The sequence below is a fragment of the Halovivax sp. genome (genome assembly GCA_007119345.1).
Classification (GTDB): Archaea; Halobacteriota; Halobacteria; order Halobacteriales; family Natrialbaceae; genus Halovivax.
Genome location: SKPV01000212.1, coordinates 1 through 19,122, shown reverse-complemented (window position 1 = coordinate 19,122; position 19,122 = coordinate 1). Strand labels below are relative to the sequence as shown.

The 19,122-nt window shown below is 65.5% G+C and carries 21 protein-coding genes; 7 read left to right on the top strand and 14 right to left on the bottom strand.

The genetic code is table 11. The features are described 5' to 3' along the window. Positions 1 to 358 precede the first annotated feature (358 nt). On the top strand, positions 359 to 4,519 hold the full coding sequence (locus QZT59_RS14970; RefSeq protein ID WP_290818167.1) for an N-acetylmuramoyl-L-alanine amidase: 4,161 nt from the start codon (positions 359 to 361) through the stop codon (positions 4,517 to 4,519). A 338-nt stretch (positions 4,520 to 4,857) separates the two neighbouring features. Here the strand turns inward: QZT59_RS14970 and QZT59_RS14965 are convergent, their stop codons facing one another. From QZT59_RS14965 to QZT59_RS14925, 9 genes are all read right to left on the bottom strand, one after another. Then, on the bottom strand, positions 4,858 to 5,064 hold the full coding sequence (locus tag QZT59_RS14965) for a ribbon-helix-helix domain-containing protein (protein ID WP_290818164.1): 207 nt from the start codon (positions 5,062 to 5,064) through the stop codon (positions 4,858 to 4,860). Positions 5,065 to 5,076: 12 nt separating this feature from the next. Continuing rightward, positions 5,077 to 5,934: a DUF5131 family protein gene (locus QZT59_RS14960; protein ID WP_290818161.1), complete on the bottom strand. Its 858-nt coding sequence runs from the start codon at positions 5,932 to 5,934 to the stop codon at positions 5,077 to 5,079. Between the two features lie 61 nt (positions 5,935 to 5,995). Next, positions 5,996 to 6,118: a hypothetical protein gene (locus QZT59_RS14955; protein WP_290818159.1), complete on the bottom strand. Its 123-nt coding sequence runs from the start codon at positions 6,116 to 6,118 to the stop codon at positions 5,996 to 5,998. A 164-nt stretch (positions 6,119 to 6,282) separates the two neighbouring features. Then, entirely contained in the window at positions 6,283 to 6,594 is a 312-nt protein-coding gene (locus QZT59_RS14950) for a HalOD1 output domain-containing protein (RefSeq protein WP_290818156.1), read from the bottom strand. A 63-nt stretch (positions 6,595 to 6,657) separates the two neighbouring features. Beyond that, complete coding sequence (locus QZT59_RS14945) at positions 6,658 to 7,344, bottom strand: helix-turn-helix domain-containing protein (RefSeq protein WP_290818153.1); 687 nt, start codon at positions 7,342 to 7,344, stop codon at positions 6,658 to 6,660. Positions 7,345 to 7,484: 140 nt separating this feature from the next. Beyond that, positions 7,485 to 8,189, bottom strand: a complete 705-nt coding sequence (locus QZT59_RS14940) for an energy-coupling factor transporter transmembrane protein EcfT (protein ID WP_290818150.1) — start codon at positions 8,187 to 8,189, stop codon at positions 7,485 to 7,487. A 6-nt stretch (positions 8,190 to 8,195) separates the two neighbouring features. Next, complete coding sequence (locus QZT59_RS14935; protein WP_290818148.1) at positions 8,196 to 8,906, bottom strand: energy-coupling factor ABC transporter ATP-binding protein; 711 nt, start codon at positions 8,904 to 8,906, stop codon at positions 8,196 to 8,198. Between the two features lie 28 nt (positions 8,907 to 8,934). Beyond that, complete coding sequence (locus QZT59_RS14930; RefSeq protein ID WP_290818145.1) at positions 8,935 to 9,582, bottom strand: biotin transporter BioY; 648 nt, start codon at positions 9,580 to 9,582, stop codon at positions 8,935 to 8,937. Between the two features lie 129 nt (positions 9,583 to 9,711). Further along, on the bottom strand, positions 9,712 to 10,002 hold the full coding sequence (locus QZT59_RS14925; RefSeq protein WP_290818142.1) for a hypothetical protein: 291 nt from the start codon (positions 10,000 to 10,002) through the stop codon (positions 9,712 to 9,714). 89 nt (positions 10,003 to 10,091) lie between these two features. Between QZT59_RS14925 and QZT59_RS14920 the strand changes: the two genes are divergently transcribed. Further along, positions 10,092 to 10,235, top strand: a complete 144-nt coding sequence (locus tag QZT59_RS14920; RefSeq protein WP_290818139.1) for a hypothetical protein — start codon at positions 10,092 to 10,094, stop codon at positions 10,233 to 10,235. 185 nt (positions 10,236 to 10,420) lie between these two features. Here the strand turns inward: QZT59_RS14920 and QZT59_RS14915 are convergent, their stop codons facing one another. Then, on the bottom strand, positions 10,421 to 10,873 hold the full coding sequence (locus QZT59_RS14915) for a DUF5799 family protein (RefSeq protein ID WP_290818137.1): 453 nt from the start codon (positions 10,871 to 10,873) through the stop codon (positions 10,421 to 10,423). 337 nt (positions 10,874 to 11,210) lie between these two features. Here QZT59_RS14915 and QZT59_RS14910 point away from each other — a divergent pair, with 337 nt between their 5' ends. Then, entirely contained in the window at positions 11,211 to 11,705 is a 495-nt protein-coding gene (locus QZT59_RS14910) for an S-layer protein (RefSeq protein ID WP_290818134.1), read from the top strand. A 101-nt stretch (positions 11,706 to 11,806) separates the two neighbouring features. Here QZT59_RS14910 and QZT59_RS14905 read toward each other — a convergent pair whose 3' ends face one another. Together QZT59_RS14905 and QZT59_RS14900 are read right to left on the bottom strand one after the other, a co-directional pair. Next, positions 11,807 to 12,199 (bottom strand): OsmC family protein, encoded by a 393-nt coding sequence (locus QZT59_RS14905; RefSeq protein WP_290818131.1) that lies wholly within the window; start codon positions 12,197 to 12,199, stop codon positions 11,807 to 11,809. A gap of 93 nt (positions 12,200 to 12,292) precedes the next feature. After that, the gene (locus tag QZT59_RS14900; protein ID WP_290818128.1) at positions 12,293 to 13,015 is read right to left on the bottom strand and encodes a metal-dependent hydrolase; all 723 of its coding nucleotides are present in this window, start codon (positions 13,013 to 13,015) and stop codon (positions 12,293 to 12,295) included. A gap of 245 nt (positions 13,016 to 13,260) precedes the next feature. Between QZT59_RS14900 and QZT59_RS14895 the strand changes: the two genes are divergently transcribed. The 4 genes from QZT59_RS14895 (at position 13,261) to QZT59_RS14880 (ending at position 18,114) form a co-directional block, all read left to right on the top strand. After that, positions 13,261 to 13,524, top strand: coding sequence for a hypothetical protein (locus QZT59_RS14895; protein WP_290818125.1), 264 nt, complete (start codon positions 13,261 to 13,263; stop codon positions 13,522 to 13,524). A 235-nt stretch (positions 13,525 to 13,759) separates the two neighbouring features. Beyond that, the gene (locus QZT59_RS14890; protein WP_290818122.1) at positions 13,760 to 15,841 is read left to right on the top strand and encodes an OB-fold nucleic acid binding domain-containing protein; all 2,082 of its coding nucleotides are present in this window, start codon (positions 13,760 to 13,762) and stop codon (positions 15,839 to 15,841) included. 60 nt (positions 15,842 to 15,901) lie between these two features. Beyond that, positions 15,902 to 16,351 carry an SHOCT domain-containing protein gene (locus QZT59_RS14885; RefSeq protein WP_290818119.1) on the top strand — a complete coding sequence of 150 codons (450 nt, stop codon included), beginning with the start codon at positions 15,902 to 15,904 and terminating at the stop codon, positions 16,349 to 16,351. A 47-nt stretch (positions 16,352 to 16,398) separates the two neighbouring features. Further along, a complete protein-coding gene (locus tag QZT59_RS14880) occupies positions 16,399 to 18,114 on the top strand; it encodes a tRNA uridine(34) 5-carboxymethylaminomethyl modification radical SAM/GNAT enzyme Elp3 (RefSeq protein WP_290818116.1) in 1,716 nt (571 codons plus the stop codon). Positions 18,115 to 18,177: 63 nt separating this feature from the next. Here QZT59_RS14880 and QZT59_RS14875 read toward each other — a convergent pair whose 3' ends face one another. Both QZT59_RS14875 and QZT59_RS14870 read right to left on the bottom strand, forming a co-directional pair. Continuing rightward, the gene (locus QZT59_RS14875) at positions 18,178 to 18,414 is read right to left on the bottom strand and encodes a hypothetical protein (RefSeq protein ID WP_290818113.1); all 237 of its coding nucleotides are present in this window, start codon (positions 18,412 to 18,414) and stop codon (positions 18,178 to 18,180) included. Positions 18,415 to 18,526: 112 nt separating this feature from the next. Next, positions 18,527 to 19,039 carry a VOC family protein gene (locus QZT59_RS14870; protein WP_290818110.1) on the bottom strand — a complete coding sequence of 171 codons (513 nt, stop codon included), beginning with the start codon at positions 19,037 to 19,039 and terminating at the stop codon, positions 18,527 to 18,529. Between the last annotated feature and the right edge of the window lie 83 nt (positions 19,040 to 19,122).

The window sequence follows — 19,122 nt, the reverse complement described above, 5'->3', positions numbered from 1 at the left end:
ACGACTAACCGAGCAAGGCATCGATCACCTCGTCCGAGAACAGTACGATATCTGATCCGATATCGGTCGGACCAGTCCACACGCCACCAGCATCTTGAAACGACGGGCGAGAACGACCGCGATGTTAGCAACGCAGACTCGATAACATGATAGAAACACTATATATAGTTAGTGATCATTCATATTTCCGTGACCTTCTCGATATTCCGATGACACGTGTCAAACATCATGACATTCGTTAATTACTAATAGTACTGACGAGTCCCACAAGGTGGACTGCTGAGTAATGAGTCGATATACGATACGACTGACCGACGTACCAGACGATCGTGACCGAGCAAGACAAACGATCGCTGACGTGCTTGACATCGATGCGAAGGAGGCTGCGGCATTCCTCGCTACCGCCAGCAAGAACGGATCTCCCGTCATCGCCGAGACGACTGATCAACAGGAAGCCACCGCCATCGCACGGCGGCTCGCGGATGCCAGCATCGCGGTCGATATCGAGGAATGTTCCCCGATTTCGGAGGATACCGACCGCACCGAGGATCGTGGTCGGGTACAGGAGATCCGGGAAGAAATCAAAATCGGCGGCCCCTCCCCGATCGGTCGGTCCCGCGTAACGACGGATATCGACGGATCGCGCGATGTCGATTCCCGCCGCAACCGGGCGTATGTGCTATCGGATGATGGGGCCGATCTCGTCTCTGTCGACCGTCTCGGCAAGTCGCGAATTCGAACGGTGGACGCGACAGGGACAGCGACTGGCGGTATACCACTCACGGTACGTGTCTATACGAAAGGTGGGAAACGACCGAGAGAGATCCCGGTCACGTCGGGCAAGTCCGGCTATGCAACAGTCGATCTCACCAGGTTTCGGACGGATCAGGTGGAGCGTATCGCGGTCGAGCCAGTGATCGGGCGGGGCACCGTGGCGGACGAAATCGAACTACCCCTTGAGGTGGAGGCGGGGCCGATCCTCGTCCCGATTCCCGAGGCACTCGGGAATGGAAGCGACGAACTCGGCCGGTTTACCGGATTGACCGACGAGCCGGACGCCACGGATGCCGAGAACGCACCCGAACTGTTCAATCCGACCATTATTCGGGAGGATGGCAATTGCAAACTCGACTTCGAAGCGACTGTCGAAACCCGGCATAACCGGTTTCATCAGATCGTGCGGCGAGAGTCACCCCGTCTGTCGGACTCGATTTCGAGCAGCTCCTCGCGGCAGAAAATTGGTGGTTCACTCCCGACCGGAGTGCCCCAAAGTGAGATGGGAATTATTCGTGTGGACATCGACGGGGATTCGAGCGAAAAACTCGTCGATCCGGGCGACGTCATCCACGCCGAACAACCCGTCCTCGGGAAACTCAATGCCTATGAACAGACCTGGAACCGCGTCGGTCACGGCATCGGCAAACTCCTCTACTCGCTCGCCCTCGCTCCGCAGGAGGAAACGAAGGTCGCCGTCATCGAGTGGTCTCGCGAGGATCGTGCCCGTCGGGACGAACAGACACGCGCGGACGAATCTGTCGAGCACGAGCTCCACCGCGACCGGATGATCGAGGACGTCGTCGAAGGCGTCGTCGAGGAAATGCAGCAAGGTGGGAGTTCCACCGTTCAGGGTGGTGTTGGCATTCAGACCTCGTTTATGAGTCTCGGTGGGGGTGCTGCACATTCTCAGAGCTGGTCGGAGGGACACCGACAGATGACCCTCGACACCGTTCAGGCACTCTCGGATAGTGTGGTTCAGGGATCGTCAGCGATGCGATCACTTCGCTCGTCGGTCGTCACGCAATCCCAGCAGATCGAGGACGAGACGATACGGACACGGATCGTTCAAAATCACAACGAACACCACGCCCTGACGATTCAATACTTCCAGGTTCTCGAGCACTATAAGATCAGAACCGAACTGGCCGAACAGCGGGATGTATTGCTCATCCCGTACGAGGTCCCGACGGCCCTCTGGGAAGATGTTCCCGACTTCGAGGAGGTTCTCGAGGTCCAGGAGGAAACCGTCGTCGTCAGCAGTGGCATGTGGCCGTGGTCCGAGGAGGTTCAAGAGACGACGACGAGCGTGGACGTAGCACTCGAATCCGATCTCGTCGACTGGGTCGATGATCATTTCGAACAGTTACGACGAGTCGTCCCCACAACCTACGACGAAGGCTTCGAGGCGATCCACCGATTCCTTCATACACCAGAAATCTACGAACAGGACGAACCGGTCATCACGGCTTCCCGGTGGACAGTAAAACTTCGATCGGGCTGGCGCCCCGGTGTGTCGTTGATCCTGCACAAGACCGATGGAACATCCGTTCGCCTGCGCCACGTGTCCAGCCGGGATGGGTCCGCGGTGACCCAGTTTCGATCGGAACCGGTCGAGATCAAATCGATCGAGTCCGTGGAAGTCGTCTTCGCACCGGACGAGGCGACGCGGACGGTTCGTGAGGAGCTCATCGACACATCGACCGGATGGGGAAGTGCAGCGGACGCAGCGACCGATTTCTTCTTCGGCGACGATGATCCCCTGGTCAACGAGTACGAAGAAGCACGGACGTTCGACCTCGATCACCTGCGCGTCACCGCTCACACGGATCCCACGGACTACCTCCCGCAAACGAAGTCCTATGAGATCCTCGACACCGAAGACGACGTGGAACTGAGTGCGGACAATCCGGCAACGGATTTCAAGGGTGTCGATCTTCCGACGTCGGTCGATATTCTCCAGACCGAAACAAAGCGATACCGCGATTACACCGAAATGCGCGAACTGCTCGAGCACATCAAAGCGCACCCGATGCGGTATCTTCACGACATCTGGCTCACCGAGGAGGCGAGCGCACGGGCGCTTCGATTCGACCGATACGAGTACGACTTCGGGGAGGAGGAGGAGACCGAACCCGTGCCGTTGCTCGAACTCATCGAAAATCGCCCAGTCGGGATCACCGGTAATTTGGTCGCGTTTCCGCTGCTGGAGGACGGACAACTCAAGACGGGGACGCGGGTCACACCCGATGAGGCAATAACGGAACGGCTGGTCAGTCTCCCGACCGGTGGCGTCTTCGCTGAAGCAATGCTCTCGCGCTGTATGGCCTCCGAGCCGCGGGATATCACACGGAACGTCAACGTTTCCGATGGCGATCAATCCTCGGCACCGAGCATCTCCGGCGTCACGCCGGGAAGTCGCGGCATGGATATCAGCCCGTCTCCATCGCAGTTGCCAGCGCCGCTGGCTGGGCTCCAGTCGGCACCCGCCGCTCCCAACCCACAGGGGATGGATGCCGGGGCCCAAATACTCGGCTCCTCGAGCCTGTTCCGCGATATGTCGCTGGGCGACGCGACCGTCGGCGCGGCCAGAACGCTCGCCCAACAGGCGCTGCAGGAATCCGGGCAAAATTATCGCCAGGCAATGGAAGCGGTCGCTTCCCTTCTCACCGGCATGCCGCTCGATACAGATACGAGTTCGGAGGCGGTCGATCCAGGCGTTAACGGATCGTCCAGCGATGTCCCTAAGCAGGCGGCCGGACTGGCCGCTGGGGAAGGTGTTCGATCCGCCTCCCCCGACAACACACACGATCAGCTCCGGAACATCGAGTACGCCCAGAACCGGGGGCTGCTCGACGATACTGGGGCACGGACAGCAACCGGTAATGTGTTGGGCGATACGGGCTGGGGGGATCTCCTCAATGGGGCCGCTGATGGCGCCGCGGACAGTGGAGACGATGGAGACAATGACGAGGACATGCTCCCGTTCGAAATCGACGAGGAGTTTGGTACCGTGTCCGAGATCGCGAACCAATTCGACGACGTGGGACTCGACGATATCGTCGAGTGGAACGACCGATTCGAGTCAGTTGGCGATCTCGACGATGTCGATGTCGGTGAGCGGATTCTCATTCCGGCGGACGAAGTGGGAGACGAGCAGTCGGAACACGTTGCCGATGTCTTCGACCCCGATGCGCACGATGTCGACCGAGTCGATGCCTCCCTCGCCACGCGCCGCGAAGATTGGTACTCGGCACCACCTCGGTTCGAAAACTTCAGCGGCGATTCGTACGGCGACAGGTCCCATGATCCGAGTGGCATCGCAGTCCATCACACGGGCCAATACGGATCTGCTTCCGGGAAAGAGGGGACGGTCCAGAGTATCCACGCGGATCACTTCTCCAATGGGTGGTCCGATATCGGATACCATCTGATAATCGACAAGAGTGGTGCCGTTTACGAGGGAATGCCGCTCGGCGCCCGAGGGAACCACACGAGCGGACACAATTCCGACAATGTCGGGATCGCCCTGATCGGAGATTTCGACGACGATGAGCCTGGCGATTCCAGCGAGCAGTTCGACGCACTGGAAGATTGTCTGGACGCTGTTGGCGAGGAGTTCGATATCGAAATCACCCGAGAGAACGTCAAGGGCCACAACGAGTTCAGCAGCCACGAGACAAACGATTGCCCAGGAGAGAACTTCATCGACTGGCTAGACGATAATCTGGATTCGAACGAATAGGATGCTAATTTCCGCGTTTCAGGGTGTAGATTGCGGCGATCCTTCGGCTATGGCTGCGGATCCTTGAAAGGTATGCCCGATCAGACGCGTGCACTCAAGCGCATCGCTGACGCCATTGAAGGCTCGTAGAACACAGCCATATCCCACGATATCATAGGATTTATAGGACATGGCCTGACGGTACGATAGAGGTTACCTCCCGTTTCGTTCTGTGCACGATTGAACCACGTTCCGTGTTCCCCGAGACCGACTTCGGTGCGTAATCGGTGAGTCGTCTTTTCTCCCATATCGAAGGATAGAACGCTTCTAACCCTCGGAATAGCGACAAACAAGCGCCGTCAAATCAACCGGCTACTCTGAGAATCGGCGTGGTTCTCGACGAGGGACTCGACCGCAGTGCGGATGGCCTCACTCCGGTTTGCGAACTCGCTCCGGTCGACGAGCTCCTCTATTTGCTCGAGTCTGAACTCGAATTCTCTGTAGGTGACCTTCTCTAACGAGGGGCCGTCCTCCAATCGTGATCTCGAGTGGTCAACGGTGTTCATTGTCTTCCGCCGTCAGCGATCGCCCTTCGGGTGCGAATGGTCATCTCCGGAAGATCTGGCAGTTCCTGGATCTTCCGTTGCTCGTAGACGCCGAACTCTTCGTTCTTGACTGTGAGTCGCTGTCCGCGTTCCGGCTGTCGCGCACTCGACTGTTTGAAAAAAGGCGACGTCCTTTTCGCGGCACTGCCGGTAGATTTCCCGAGCCCAGGCGTGATCCATCTCTCGGCGGATATCATCCGGCTCACTCTCACCGCCGACGATCGCCCAGTCGATACCCGATAAATCCACTTCACCGACCGGGCCGATCAACGGTTCGAAGGAGACGAACCGCGTGTGAGCATCCACGTCGCTCAACATATCGATTCGAGCAGTAACGCGATCGTCTTCGACGCTCGTTCCCATCCATACGTTTGCAGGCCATTCGAGGGGAAGGTGTGCCGCTCGACCTGGCCGCTTCGTGAGGATCTGGAAGATGTGCTCCGGACAGTTTCGAATGACGCTGAACACCTCGCGGATGAACTCCTCAGGTACCTCACTGTGAAACAGGTCCGACATGCTGTTGACGAATACCCTCGTCGGCTCGTGGAGCCCGTAGGGTTCCTCGAGCTTGTCCGGTCTCACCGTGACGTTCTCCGAAGCGAATTCGTTCGTCCACTCGTGGTCCGTGTGGCCGTACTGGCGACTGATTCGCTCGGCATAGCAGTTCGTACAGCCGTCACTCACCCTCGAGCATCCGTGGACTGGCTCTTTTCGCGACGAACGGACGAACGGACGTGAGGAGCGAAAGCGCAACTGGTGGGATTTGAACGAGGAGTGATCCAGTCCGCGTAGCGCCCGGGACGCGAGCAGGAACGTCTCGTCGTCGATCACGGTTCCCCACTGGATCGCACCATAGCAGATTCGCGAACGCCCCGGTGCTCGCCTCGGTCGATTACGACCGTTGCAAGAGCGACCGAACCCTCTCGAGCACCGACGGTCGGTCGTCCCGCGTCGTCACTCGGCCGTCCTCCTCGGGTTCCTCGTCGAGTCGCACGTCCGGGCGTTTCGAGTCCATAGCGAGACGGCCGGCCACCGACGGGAGAAGAATTCGGCCGGAGAGCGCAGGGGCCGCGGGCGAGACCGTGATGGGGGACCGAACCGGGAATTTCGGAGCGGGCGTAGCAAGCGATTCGGAGCGGCCGTATCGGGCGTTCCGGAGCGAACGACGAGGCGGTCCGGTCAGAGCGATTCGACCTCGACGGCCCCCGCAGCGCGAACGGTCACCTCGTAGTCGGCGTAGCGAAACGAGATGCTGGCGTCGGGTTGGGCGTCCCCCAGGGAATCGACGATTCGATCGAGGGCCTCGGGGTCGACGGCCTCGTACAGGGGCGGGAGCGGAGTTCCATCGCGCTCGCCGGGGAGTACCGGGCGACCGGAGGCCGCGGCGACGGCCTCGAGGACGCCCACCGTCGCCGACTCGTGGGCGCCGAGTCGGTAGGTGTGGCAGTCCTCGTCCGCGTCATCTCGGGGGTAGCGGGATTCTACGGGCATGAAAACTCTACCTACGTGTATCGGTCTCCGGGGGAAGGGGCTCGCGGTTGGGTCGCCAACGTTTTAAGACCCGTCGGATTCCGCCGGGGCCGCGTCGTCGATATCGTCGGCGACCGTCTCGGCGAGGAGGTTCGCCTGCGCCCGACGGAGGATCGCCGAGAGGGCCTGGTCGGAGACGTCGAGTTCGTCGGCGAGTCCCTCGAGGGTCGTCCGTCGCGGAACTTCGAAGTACCCCGCGCGATAGGCCGCCCGGAGGACCTCGCGCTGGCGGTCCGTGAGCGCCGGCACCGTCGACTCGGTCGACCCGCCGCGAAAGAGCCCGGTCAGACGGAATCCGAGGTCGCGCTCCTCGCAGTACCGCCGGTAGGCGACGAGGGCCTCTCGGTTCGGAACCTGCGCGCGGTAGCTGACGCGGTCGCCCGACGCGCGGACCTCGAGGAAGGTGATGCCGTGTTCCACGGCGACGGGGTAGGTCATTCCCGGCTCGGCCGCCGTCGTCAGCTCGACCCGGTAGAGACGCTTCTCGTCGAGGTCGGCCAGCAGCCTCGCCCCGGTGACGGTCGGATCGTCGGGGAGTCGACGGTCGAGTCTCGCCAGCGCGTCCCGGTCTCCCATCGCCCACGCCGCCAGCATCCGCGTTCCGTCGGGAGAGACGAACTCGTCTTCGACCTCGAATTCGAGGTCCGGCATCGCTCGTCGCGTCTCCCGGAGGATCGGGTTCGCGAGGTCGAACTCCGCGATGAGACTCATCACCGACGTCGAGTACGTCGGAGCCGTTGAAAAGGAACGGGGTGGCCGAACGCGGTGGCACGTAGCCGAGCCGAATTGCGAGAGTCCCCGATTCCGTGACGAGATCCCGGTTCGACGCGCCCCGCCGGTCGACCGTCGGGTCACGCGAACGCGGCGACCAGCAGCGCGACCGAGAGCGCCAGGACCGGAGCGTCGAGACGCGAGAACGCGAGCGGCGGCAACGTCGGGTTCCACGAGAAGCAACGGGCCTGCAGCGCGAGCGAGAGACGATCGGCGCGCTCGAACGCGCGGGAGAGTCCGAGCGCCCCGACGCGCGCGGCGCGATCGATCGCCGAACGCTCGTCGCCGAGTCGGGCGGCGATCGCGTCCCGGGTCGTACGGAGGTCGGCCGCGAGGACCGGCAGGAACCGGAAGACGAGCGCCACGCCGATCCCGAGGAGCCGACCGGGTTTGCCGGGTACCGTCCGCTGGATCGCCGCCCGGGAGTCCCGGACGGGGGTCGATCGGACGTAGGCCGCGCTGACCAGCAGGATCAGGAGCACGCGGTAGCTCGCGAGCGCCGTCGCGACGCCGTCCCCGACATCGATCCACGGCGGTCCGAACGTCGCGGCGGCCAGCAACGGCGCCAGCCCGAGGAAGACGAGCGCGTAGCGGTAAGCGTAGAGCGCGCGCCGAAGCGAGGCCCTGGCGGCCGCCAGTGCGGCCAGCGCCCCGACGGTCAAGACGGCGAGCGCGGCGGGTGCGGTGTGGGCGAGCGCGGTCGCCGCGAACCCGACCTGGAAGGCGAGTTTCGACCGCGGATCGAGACGGTGGGCGAACGCGTCGTCCGCTTCGTAGACGAGCATGGGGCGTTACGGTCGCGTCGACGGGATCCGGACGCCCAGCGAGTCGAGTCGATCCAACGCTCGCTCGGGGCGGTCGTCGACCGCAACCCGACCGTCCGCCATCACCACGAGCCGGTCGGCGAGCCCCACGAGGTCGCGGAGGTCGTGCGTGGCGACGATCACGCCCGTTCCGTCGGCCGACAATCGGGCCAGGTGCGAGCGAACGGACCGCCGGGCCGGTTCGTCCAGTCCCGCGAACGGCTCGTCGAGGAGGAGGTGCGTGGGCTCCATCGCGAGCGCGCCGGCGATCGCCACCCTGGCCTGCTCGCCGCCGGAGAGTCGGTCGATCCGCTCGTCGTCCCGACCGGTCATGTTGACCGCCTCGAGGGCCGTCGCGACGCGGCGGTCGATCTCCGGCCGGTCGAGCCCGAGGTTCTCCGGACCGAAGGCGACGTCGGCGCCGATCGTCGCGGCGACGAACTGATCGCGCGGGTGCTGGAACACCGTCCCGACGGCGGTTCGGGCCGCCACGGGATCGGCGGCGACCGGCGTGCCGTCGACGAGCACCGCGCCCCGATCCGGCGTCAACAGCGCGTTGCAGTGGCGCAGCAGCGTCGTCTTCCCGCTGCCGTTGGCGCCGGCGAGGAGGGCGAACTCCTCGTCGCCGAACGCGAGCGAGACGTCCTCGAGGACGGACGTTCCGTCGAAGGCGAACGAGACCTCCCGGAACTCGATCATCGTCGGCGGCCGACGGACGCGGCCGGCGTCATGGCGCGACGAGTTCGCTGCGGACGATCGCGACGGCGGCGGCCATTTTCACGACTTCGGCCGGCACGAACGGGGCGGCGAACAGGGCGACGGCCTCGGAGAGTCCGAGTTCGAGCAGCCACGCCGCGTACGCGACGCCGCCGGCATAGATGATCGTCACCCCGATGGTGAGCGCGACCAGCACGACCGGGAGCGGGACCGTCGCCGGATCGCGCACCCCTTCGATCGCGCTCGCCGCGTCGGATCCGGTCCCGGCCTCGGTCGGCTCGGCGCCGCGGCGTCGCGGCAGCGACGATCGGTGAACGAGGAGCCCGATGGCGGCCGCGGCGACGGGGTACGACCAGAGGAATCCGGCCGTCTGGTCGACCAGGACGCCGACGCCACCGGTCGCTCCGGCGAACACCGGCGCGCCGGCCGCTCCCGCGACGAGGTACAGCAGCATCGATACGCCGCCCCAGACCGGTCCGAGGTACAGTCCCGCGAGGAATACGATCAGGACCTGAAGCGTCACCGGTGCCGGAGACAGGGGGTACGGGATCGCGACCTGTGCCGCGACGCCGGTCAACGCCGCCAGCAGCGCCGCCCGTGCGAGGCCGCTGACCACGTCCCCCGAAACGAGGTCGACCGAACTGGTATCGGTAGCCATACGTCGTCCTCGTTCGTAAACCGAACTAACGTCTTCGGTTTACGAAAAAGTAATATATTCGACACCACGGTGATCGGCGGATCGGCTCGCACGGCGAAAGAGACGACGGTCGGCGGCGTCGCTCGTGACTCAGTGGTGGTGACCCGTCGCCTCGGCGTAGCTGACGCCGAACCGCTCCTCGAAGAGCTCCATCGCGGCCGCCTCCTGAGCTTCGAGTTCCTCGTCGGCGCCCTCGCCGTGGTGGACGAGGTGGTGGGCTCGGCTGGCGAACGAGAGCAGGGCGATGTCGCCGACCGTTTCCGCGCTCGACTGGTCGCCCTCGGCGAGCAAGTCGACGAGGCCCGCCGGAATCGTCACTTCGTCGACGTCGCCCGATTCGGACTCGATGCTGAACGTGACCGTCGATACGTCGGTGGCCATACCGTCACACTCGCGGCCGGGGCTAAAGGTGCTGCGGCCGCCGTCACCGGGTCGGGTGTTTTTGAGGATCCGAGGCGTACGATCGATCGATGCCACAGATCGAACTCGACGAAGAGACGATCGAGCGACTCGACGCGCTTCGGGTCGACGACGAATCCCACGACGAGTTGATCAACGAGTTGATCAACATCTACGAGACGAGCGAGTACACCCTCTTTCACGCCGGAGACTGACGGAGCCGACGAGCGCGTCGCCGCGACGTCCGGGACGAGCGTCGAGGACGGACCGATTTCGGTCGTCGGTCACGACCGAGCGTCGCGGGCACCGCTACGAGCGGGCGGCGGTGCCCGATTTCCGTGCGCCCGTGTTCGGCTAGTGTCGGGTCGTGGTGTCGGGTCGCTCCGGCGCGCGGGTGGCCTCACCCCTCCGCCGCCGCCTCTCGAACCGCGTCCCAGCGCCCCTTCGATTCGAGTTTCGCCTGGAGTTCGTTCGCGTACTCCTGCGTCAATCGCTCGGCGGCCTCGCGCTCCTCGTCGGTGGTCCCGTCTTTCCCGCCGAGACCGAGCGCCGACTTGATCGACGCGACGAACCCGCCGCCCCCGCGCGAATCGGTCGTCGGCCGTCCGCCCATCGCCCCGGCAGCCGAACGGACGTTCTCCAGCTCTGGCAGGATCTGGTCGACGTGTTCCGTGTTGGCGACCAGCCGGGCCCGTTCGGGGTCCTCCGGGTGCTCGATCTCGAACTCCGTCGCCGTCATGATCAGCGACCACTCCTGATTCGAGAACCGGGAGTCGACGATCCGGGAGGAGAACTCCCGGTCGACGGTCATGCGCTCCCCGACGATGAGATCGGTCCACGGCGTCTCGGACATGCGATATCGTTTCCGAGCGACGGGCATGAGGGTTTCCCTCGAGAGCGGCCTCCGCCAGCGCCACCGTCCCGGTCCGGCCGACTCGCGGAATCGAACCCGGCGATTTCGACGAAATCCACGCCGTCGCGCCGGAGGAGTCGAGCGACTCCGGCACCACTATATACCCAAAAACAAGAAACTCTTCCGAATCAGTACTATAAATAGGCAGTAATGTCGAATTGGCCCATCCTCTGCGTGTTTCTCCCCCACATGGAGAGAATTGTCACGGTACTCCGGCACACGATTTAACAATTCGATATGAGAAATTATAAGAGGCGGTAGTATTTCGGTTCGTATGATGGTCCGACGATCTACCTCCAGACGAAGATTCGGTTTCGGGATCGCAACCGGTGCGGCGGTCGCGCTCGCCGGCTGCATCGGCGGCGACGACGATGCCGACGACGGCGCCGACGACGATGGCGACGACGACGGGGTATCGGGAGACGAATTCGATTACGGGCAGGGCGAAGACTACACGCTGACGGTCGAACTCGAGAACGAGGACGGCGATCCCGTTTCGGACGGGATCGAGGGGAGCGTCGCTCCGATCGACTTCACCGCCGCGACGTACAACTTCGACCCGGCTATCATCGAGGACGGCGTCGTCGAAGACGAGTTCGAAGAGGGCGACTGGGAGATCACCGTCGTCAGCCTCGAAGACGAGTTCGACGATGTCGAAGCGGAGGTCAGCCTCGACGACGACACGGAAGTGACGATCACCCTCGAGGGCGCCCCGTCCGACGAGGAACGCGAAGAAGCCGAAGACGACGACGAGGAAGACGACGAGGAGTAGCCCCGCCGCTCGAGACACCGTTTTTTCGATTCACCGCTACCGACGATACGGCCGGATGAAATGGACGGTGGTACCGTCTCAGAAGCGTTCCGGACGGCGCCTCAGGCGCCGCCTTCGACCGCTACGTCGGCGTGGAGTTCGGACTTGAGCGCGTCGTGGACCTTGCAGAGTTCGTTCGCGCGGTCGACGATCCGCTCGGCGGTCTCGTCGTCGACGTCGGCTTCCACCGTGACGTCGAACGAGACCGACGCGAGCTTGTCGTCGTCGTTCAACTCGCCGGTGACGTCGATCTCGATCCGGCCCAGCTCGTCGACGTCGCGCTGGCGGCCGCCGACCCGGAGCGCGGGGACGTAACACGTGGCGTAGGCGGCGAGCAGCGTTTCGAGCGTGTCCGGCGTCTCCTCGCCGCCGGCGTCGATCCGGAGGTCGAAGTCGCGGATCTCGTTCGTCGCGGCGAATCCCTCGTCGGATACCGTGGTAACGTCCTTCGACATGGCAGTCGATGGGTCCACGCCCCGGAGTGTAAACGTTGTTCTCCGCTCGTCGTCCGCCGAAATCGGCAGACGGCGACGGCCCGACCGGTCGCCTCAGGAGAGGTCGAACGGCTCGTCGGCGTCGAGGACGTGCACCTCGGCGTCGCTACCGGTCGCCCCGACCTCGTCGACGAAGTCCCCGGGGTCCTGCTCGATCGGCGGGAACGTGTCGTAGTGCATCGGGAACGCGTGATCGACGTCCAACCAGTCGACGGCGATCGCCGCCTGCCACGGCCCCATCGTGAAGTGGTCGCCGATCGGGACCGCCGCCGCGTCGGGCGCGAGGTGGGGGCCGATGACGTCGCGCATCTCGCTCATCAGCGCGGTGTCCCCGGCGTGATAGAACGTCGTCCCCGCATCGCCCTCGGCCGACGGCGCGGACTCCGAGATCACGAAGCCCGCGGGCATCCCCGCATCGACGTCGTACTCGGTCATGATGCCGTTCGTGTGATCGGCCCGGTGCATCGTCACGAACGCGTCGCCGCACTCGACGGTGCCGCCGAGGTTCATCCCCATACCCCCGACGGCGTCCTCGTACCCGAACTCCTCCTGACAGTACGAGACGAGTTCGGGCGTCGCGACGAGCGTCGCTCCCGAGAACGCACCCGCGTCGGCGATGTGGTCGGCGTGGCCGTGGGTCAACAGGACGTAATCCGGCTCCTCCACGTCCGACGACTCGAGCGACGTCTTCGGATTGTCGAAGAACGGATCGATCAGCAGCTCGGTCTCTCCGACCGTGACGTGCCACGTCGAGTGTCCGTGCCAGGTGAGTTGCATGGCCGGTCGATACTTCGAATTAATTCGACTTAAATCCACGAGACACAGGGGTTCCGAAACGCGCGGCCGACCAGAAGACGGGGTTCGTTCGTCCGGCCGCGCTAGCGGGGAGAGGTTCGTCCACCCCACTCTGCGGGTGGGGTTCGTCCGCCCGACTCCGGCGGCAGGGCTCGTCGGCCTAACGCCGACGGCGGATTCGTCGGCCGACGGCGGCTCTTTTGTACTCGGCTCGCGAACCGAAGCGCATGCTCACGCTCGATATCGACCCCTTCCTGGTGGAACTGAAAGACGGATCGATCAAAAACGTCGGCCCGACGAACAAGTCCGCGACGGTGAAACTGTTCGACGTCGAGACGGCGAGCGCCCGCGAGTTCGGCGACAAGCGCGTCAAGCTGGAGTTTGCGGACGTCGAGGGAAACGAGGTCCAGGTGGCCCTGTTCCCGGAGGACGTTCGCTCGCTCGTCGCGGACGTCGACGCGATGGCTGACGACTCGCCCGTCTTCGAGTAGGCGGGTTCGCTCGACCGGCCCCTGTGGCCACTCTCGAACGATCCCGCCGACCGGGCTCGAACCGCTCCGGTGCGACGTGGTCGGGCGACCCCGATTCCCGCGGCCGGTCGTCGATCGACCGCGCGCTCGCGGAGATCACGGGACGGCGGCCGTCAGCGGCCCCGCCCGGTACGATCTGACGCTCCCGAGCGCGTTTCGACAATCGTTTTAAGCTCAACCCACTCTTCTCGCGTAGATGGGTACTTGCATCATCTGCGGCACGCCCGTCGACGGCGAAATCTGCGAGCTCCACGAGGAGGACGTCGCCTTCGTCTTCCGCGGCGACGCCGCCTCGGAGCTCACCCCCGGCCGGTACTACCGGGGGACCGTCGACGGCTACGCCGACTTCGGCGTCTTCGTCGACATCGGCCCGCGTGTCACCGGCCTACTGCACAGAAGCGAACTCGACCAACGCCTGGAGAGCCTCGACTGGGAGCCGGGCGACAGCGTCTTCGTCCAGGTTCTCGACGTCCGCGACAACGGAAACGTCGACCTCGGCTGGTCCATCCGCCAGTCGACCGACGAGTTCCGCGGCGCGATCGTCGACGGGCCCGACGGCGAAACGCGCCTCGGCGAGGAGGAGGCGGCGGAGGCGAGCGCGAACGAACGCGATTCCGGCTCGGACGCGCCGACGAAAGCGGCGGCCGCCGAGAGCGGCGCCAGCGCCGAACCCGCCGGGAACGAGTCCGCAGGGACGGTCGCCACCGCCGGCGGCGGCTCCGTCGCGGTGTCCAGTTCGGCCGGGTCCGACGACGCCGCCGACGCGTCGCTGTCCCGGACGACGGTCGACGCGCTCGACGACCAGGTCGGGAACGTCGTCCGCCTCGAGGGCGAGATCACCGGCGTCCGACAGACGAGCGGGCCGACCGTGTTCGAACTCCGCGACGAGACGGGCGCCGTGGAGTGTGCGGCGTTCGAGGAAGCGGGCGTACGCGCCTACCCCGACGTCGACGTCGAGGACGTCGTCGCCCTGGAAGGGGAGGTCGAGAACCATCACGGCGACCTCCAGATCGAAACCGAGTCGCTCGCCGTCCTGACCGGCGAGGAGGGCGAGGAGGTCCGCGACCGACTCGAGAACGCGATCGAGCGCGAGGCGCGCCCGGGCGCGGTCGAACTTCTCGCCGCCCACGACGCCGTCGCGACCGTCGAGGAGGCGGTCGTCGACGCGGCGACGGCGATCCGTCGCGCCGTCATGGAGGCCCGCCCCGTCGTCGTCCGACACAACGCGACCGCCGACGGTTACGTGGCCGGCGCCGCGATCGAGCGCGCCGTGCTCCCGCTGCTTCGCGAAAAGCACACCCGGGACGACGCCGTCTACCATTACTTCGAGCGCCGACCGCTCGACGGCCGAATCTACGACATGGACGCCGCGACGGGCGACGCGACCGCCATGCTCGACGCGCGCGAGCGCCACGGTGAGCAGCTCCCGCTCGTGGTCGTCGTCGACGCGGGGTCGACGGTCGAGTCGACCGACGCCTACGGCCTGCTGGAACGCTACGGGGCCGACCGGCTCGTGATCGACGCCAGTCGCGCCGACGAGGCGGTCGCCGACGCCGTCTCCGTCTCCGTCGCACCCTCGCTCGCCGGCGCCGACGTCGCCGACTGCACGTCGACCGCGCTGGCCGCGAACGTCGCCGCCCACGTCAACGACGACGTTCGCGAGGACCTCCGGCACCTCCCTGCGCTGAGCTACTGGGAGTCGCCCCCGGAGGCGTACGTCGAGCTCGCCGACGGGACCGACTTCGACGCCGACGACCTCGCCGAGCGCCGGGAGGCGGTCGCCCTCGAGGCCTACTACCAGTCGTACAAGGACAAGCGCGAACTGGTGGAGGACCTCCTGTTCGACGAGGGCGGCGACCTGGCGGCCCACGTCTCCGAACAGTTCCGGGACAAGCTCGGGACCGAGCTCGAGACCGCCCGCGAGAATACGGCGGTTCGCGGCGTCGACGGCGTGACGATCACGACCCTCGACACCGCGCAGTTCACCCACCGGTTCGACTTCCCGTCGACCGAGCTCCTCCTGTCGGCGCTGCACCGGCGCGAGCGCGACCGGACGGAGCCGCCGTTCGTCACGCTCGGCGTCGACGACGACGAGCTCCACGTGCGGGCGACGGAGCCCGTCGACGTCCGCGAGCTCGGCGGGGCGATCGCCGACGCCGTCCCGGACGGCGGCGTCCGGGTCGTCGGCGGCGCCGACGGCCGCGTCGAGTTCCTGCAGGGCCAGCGCGAGGCGGTTCGCGAGGCCGCGCTCGAGGCGCTGGGCGAACTGCTCGGGTAGACGACGAACCGCACCGGTCGGACGGTAACACCTTTTGTCATCGCCCGCGCAGGTTCGCCCATGAGCGACGACCCGGCGACTCGCCTCCGGCAGAACGCGACCGAGATCGCGTCCCTGTTGGTGACGGGGCTCTGGCTCGGCCTCCTGTTCTCCGGGATCGGCGGCACCCTCTGGCTGGTCGTCCTGCTGGTCGGCTACATCGTGGTCGTGCCGCTCGTCGCGCTGTTGTACGGCGACGAAGCGGACGTCGAGGAGTGGTGGGACGAAGACGAGCTGGAACGGATCAAACTCGGGGAGGAGACGGAGACGACGAAGCGGGCGGATTCGAGCGCACGGGACGCCCTCGAGACGCTCCGGAATCGATACGCCGCGGGCGAACTCACCGACGAGCAGTTCGAGCGAAAACTCGAACACCTGCTCGAGACGGAGACGCTCGAAGACGTCGCCGAGCGTCGCGGAGCGACCGGGAGCGGCCCCTCGCGCGAACCCGACGTCGAGTTCGAGCGCTGAGTCGCGAGGCGACACGCTTAACCGGCGTCCGCGGCGACTGTGTCCCGATGAGCACCGGGGCCGATCCGACCGAGACCGACGCGTTCGAGCGCGTCTGCGCGGACCTCGTCGAGCGCATCCTCGCGGGCGAGCTCGCCCGCGAGGACGTCGAGTCGGCGAAGCTCGAGGCCTGCTCGGAGCACTCGGCGCCGAAGGTACCGAAGAACTCGGAGCTGCTCGAGTACGCCCCGAACGAACACCGCGAGGCCCTGGAGGCGGTGTTGCAGCGAAAGCCCGTCCGCACCGCGTCCGGCGTCTCGCCGGTCGCGATCATGACCTCGCCCGAGCGGTGTCCCCACGGGAAGTGTCTCTACTGCCCCGGCGGCCCCGACTCGGAGTTCTCCTCCTCCCAGAGCTACACCGGGGAGGAACCCGCGGCCGCCCGCGGCGTCCAAAACGACTACGATCCCTACGGCCAGGTGACCCTGCGGCTGGAGCAGCTCCGCCAGATCGGCCACCCCGTCGACAAGGTCGAGCTGATCCTGATGGGCGGGACGATGACCGCCCGCAGCCACGACTACCAGGAGTGGTTCCTCAAGCGGGCGCTCGAAGCGATGAACGACTACGACGTCGAGAAAGCGCCCGAGCCGGCCGAGGGGGTGAGCTTCGCGCAGGACCCCGAGGAGTACGAGTGGCGGTACCTCGAGGACGTGATCGCCGAGAACGAGACGGCCGACGTTCGAAACATCGGCACCACGTTCGAGACGAAGCCCGACTGGTGCGATCCCGAACAGATCGACCGGATGCTCGACCTCGGGGGCACCAAGGTCGAGGTCGGCGTCCAGACCACTTACGAGCGGATCAACCGGGAGATGCACCGCGGCCACGGCGTGCGGGAGTCGATGGAGGCGAACCAGCGCCTGCGGGACGCGGCCTTCAAGGTCGGCTTCCACATGATGCCCGGCCAGCCAGGCATGTCTAGGGAGATGTGTCTCGAGGACTTCAGGCGGATCTTCGAGGCCGAGCAGTGGAAGCCCGACTACCTGAAGATCTACCCGACGCTCGTCGTCCGCGGGACCGCCACCTACGACTGGTGGCACAGGGGAGAGTACGAGCCCCTCGACAACGAGACGGCCGCCGAGCTGGTCGCCGAGATCAAGTCGATGATCCCCCGGTACACCCGCCTCCAGCGCGTCCAGCGGGACATCCCGGCGGACTTCATCGACGCGGGGGTCTGGAAGTCGAACCTCCGCCAGCTCGCCCGACGGCGGATGGACGAGCACGGGTGGCGCTGTGAGTGCATCCGCTGTCGGGAGGTCGGGATGAACGACGAGGACCCCGAGACCGTCGAGCTCGACGTCCTCACCTACGAGGCCTGCGGCGGCACGGAGCACTTCATCTCGTTCGAGGACTTCGGGCGGGACCTCCTGATCGGCTTCTGCCGGCTGCGGTTCCCGGGTGACCCGGTGCGCGCGGAGCTGGAAAACGCCGCGCTCGTCCGCGAGCTGCACGTCTACGGCTCCGAAGTGGCGGTGGGAAGCGAGCCCCGAAGCGGCTCGCCGTCCGCGAGCGGGCAGCGACCGCGAACGAGGGAGTCCGGGGAGGCGGAGGCCCAGCACCAGCACCGGGGCTACGGTCGCCGGCTGATGGAGCGGGCGGAGGAGCTGGCCGCAGACGCGGGGTACGACAAGCTGAGCGTCATCTCGGGGATCGGGGCGCGAGAGTACTACCGCGAGAAGCTCGGCTACCGCCAGGACGGGCCGTACGTCTCGAAGCGACTGTAGAAACGGATATCGAAGCGACTGTAGAAACCGAGTTCGGATTCGGCGTGGCTCGAACCGACGCGGTCAGCACCGCTCGCCCCAGTCGCGCCAGTCGAGGTCGTCGTGCAGGCTGATCTCGACCTCCATGCTACAGTCCGGACAGAAGAACGCCACCGAGCGACGGCCGGGGTCGAACTCTGTCCACTCGTCGTGGCGCTCACAGCCGACCCGCAGTCCGCGCTCGGGACCGGCGAGCGCCTCGACACGATACGGGCCGATGGTACCCAGGGCGTCCGGCTGGCGGTCGTGGGACTCCGTCACGCACGTTCGTTCGGGCCCCGCCGACGTAACTCCGTCGCACGAATGCCCCGGTTCGCGTCCAGCACCCCACGCGCCGTCTCGATCGTCCGGTTGTCGATCGTCTCGAACGACGTTATTCGCCCTCCTCGCCCTCCACGTGGGCCGCCAACCCCTTTTCGGCCAGCTCCTCCCGCGCCGCGGCCGTCTTCTCGAGTCCCTCGAGGCCCATTCCGGACAGGACGTGCTCCGCCTTGGTGAACTGGATCTCCTCGTAGTCGACCACCTGTACCCGGTTCCCCCAGGGATCTCGCAGATCGATCCCCGACGCGTCGAGCGATTCGAACCCGACCGTCGCCTCGGCGTTCGACTCCAGACGGCGTTCGACCGCCTCGGCGTCGTCGACGACGAGACCGAAGTGGCGAGCCTCGTCGGGCGTTCCCGCTCGACCGGTCTCGGCCATCGCGAGGAACTGGTCGCCCATGTCCAGAAACGCCGTGGTCTCGGTGCGCCCGCGAAGGTCGACGTCGAAGAGTGTCCCGTACCGTTCGAGAGCCTCGTCGACGTCGCCGACCGCGATCGCGACGTGGTTGATCCCCACGAGGCGGGCTCGCTCGTCGGTCGGGCCGGGGTCGTCGCTGTCGGACATGCGTTCGTATTCGCCGCCCGGCGGAAAAATCTCGTGCGTGCAGAGCCGGGATGACGGACGATTCGGAACGAACGATCGGGATG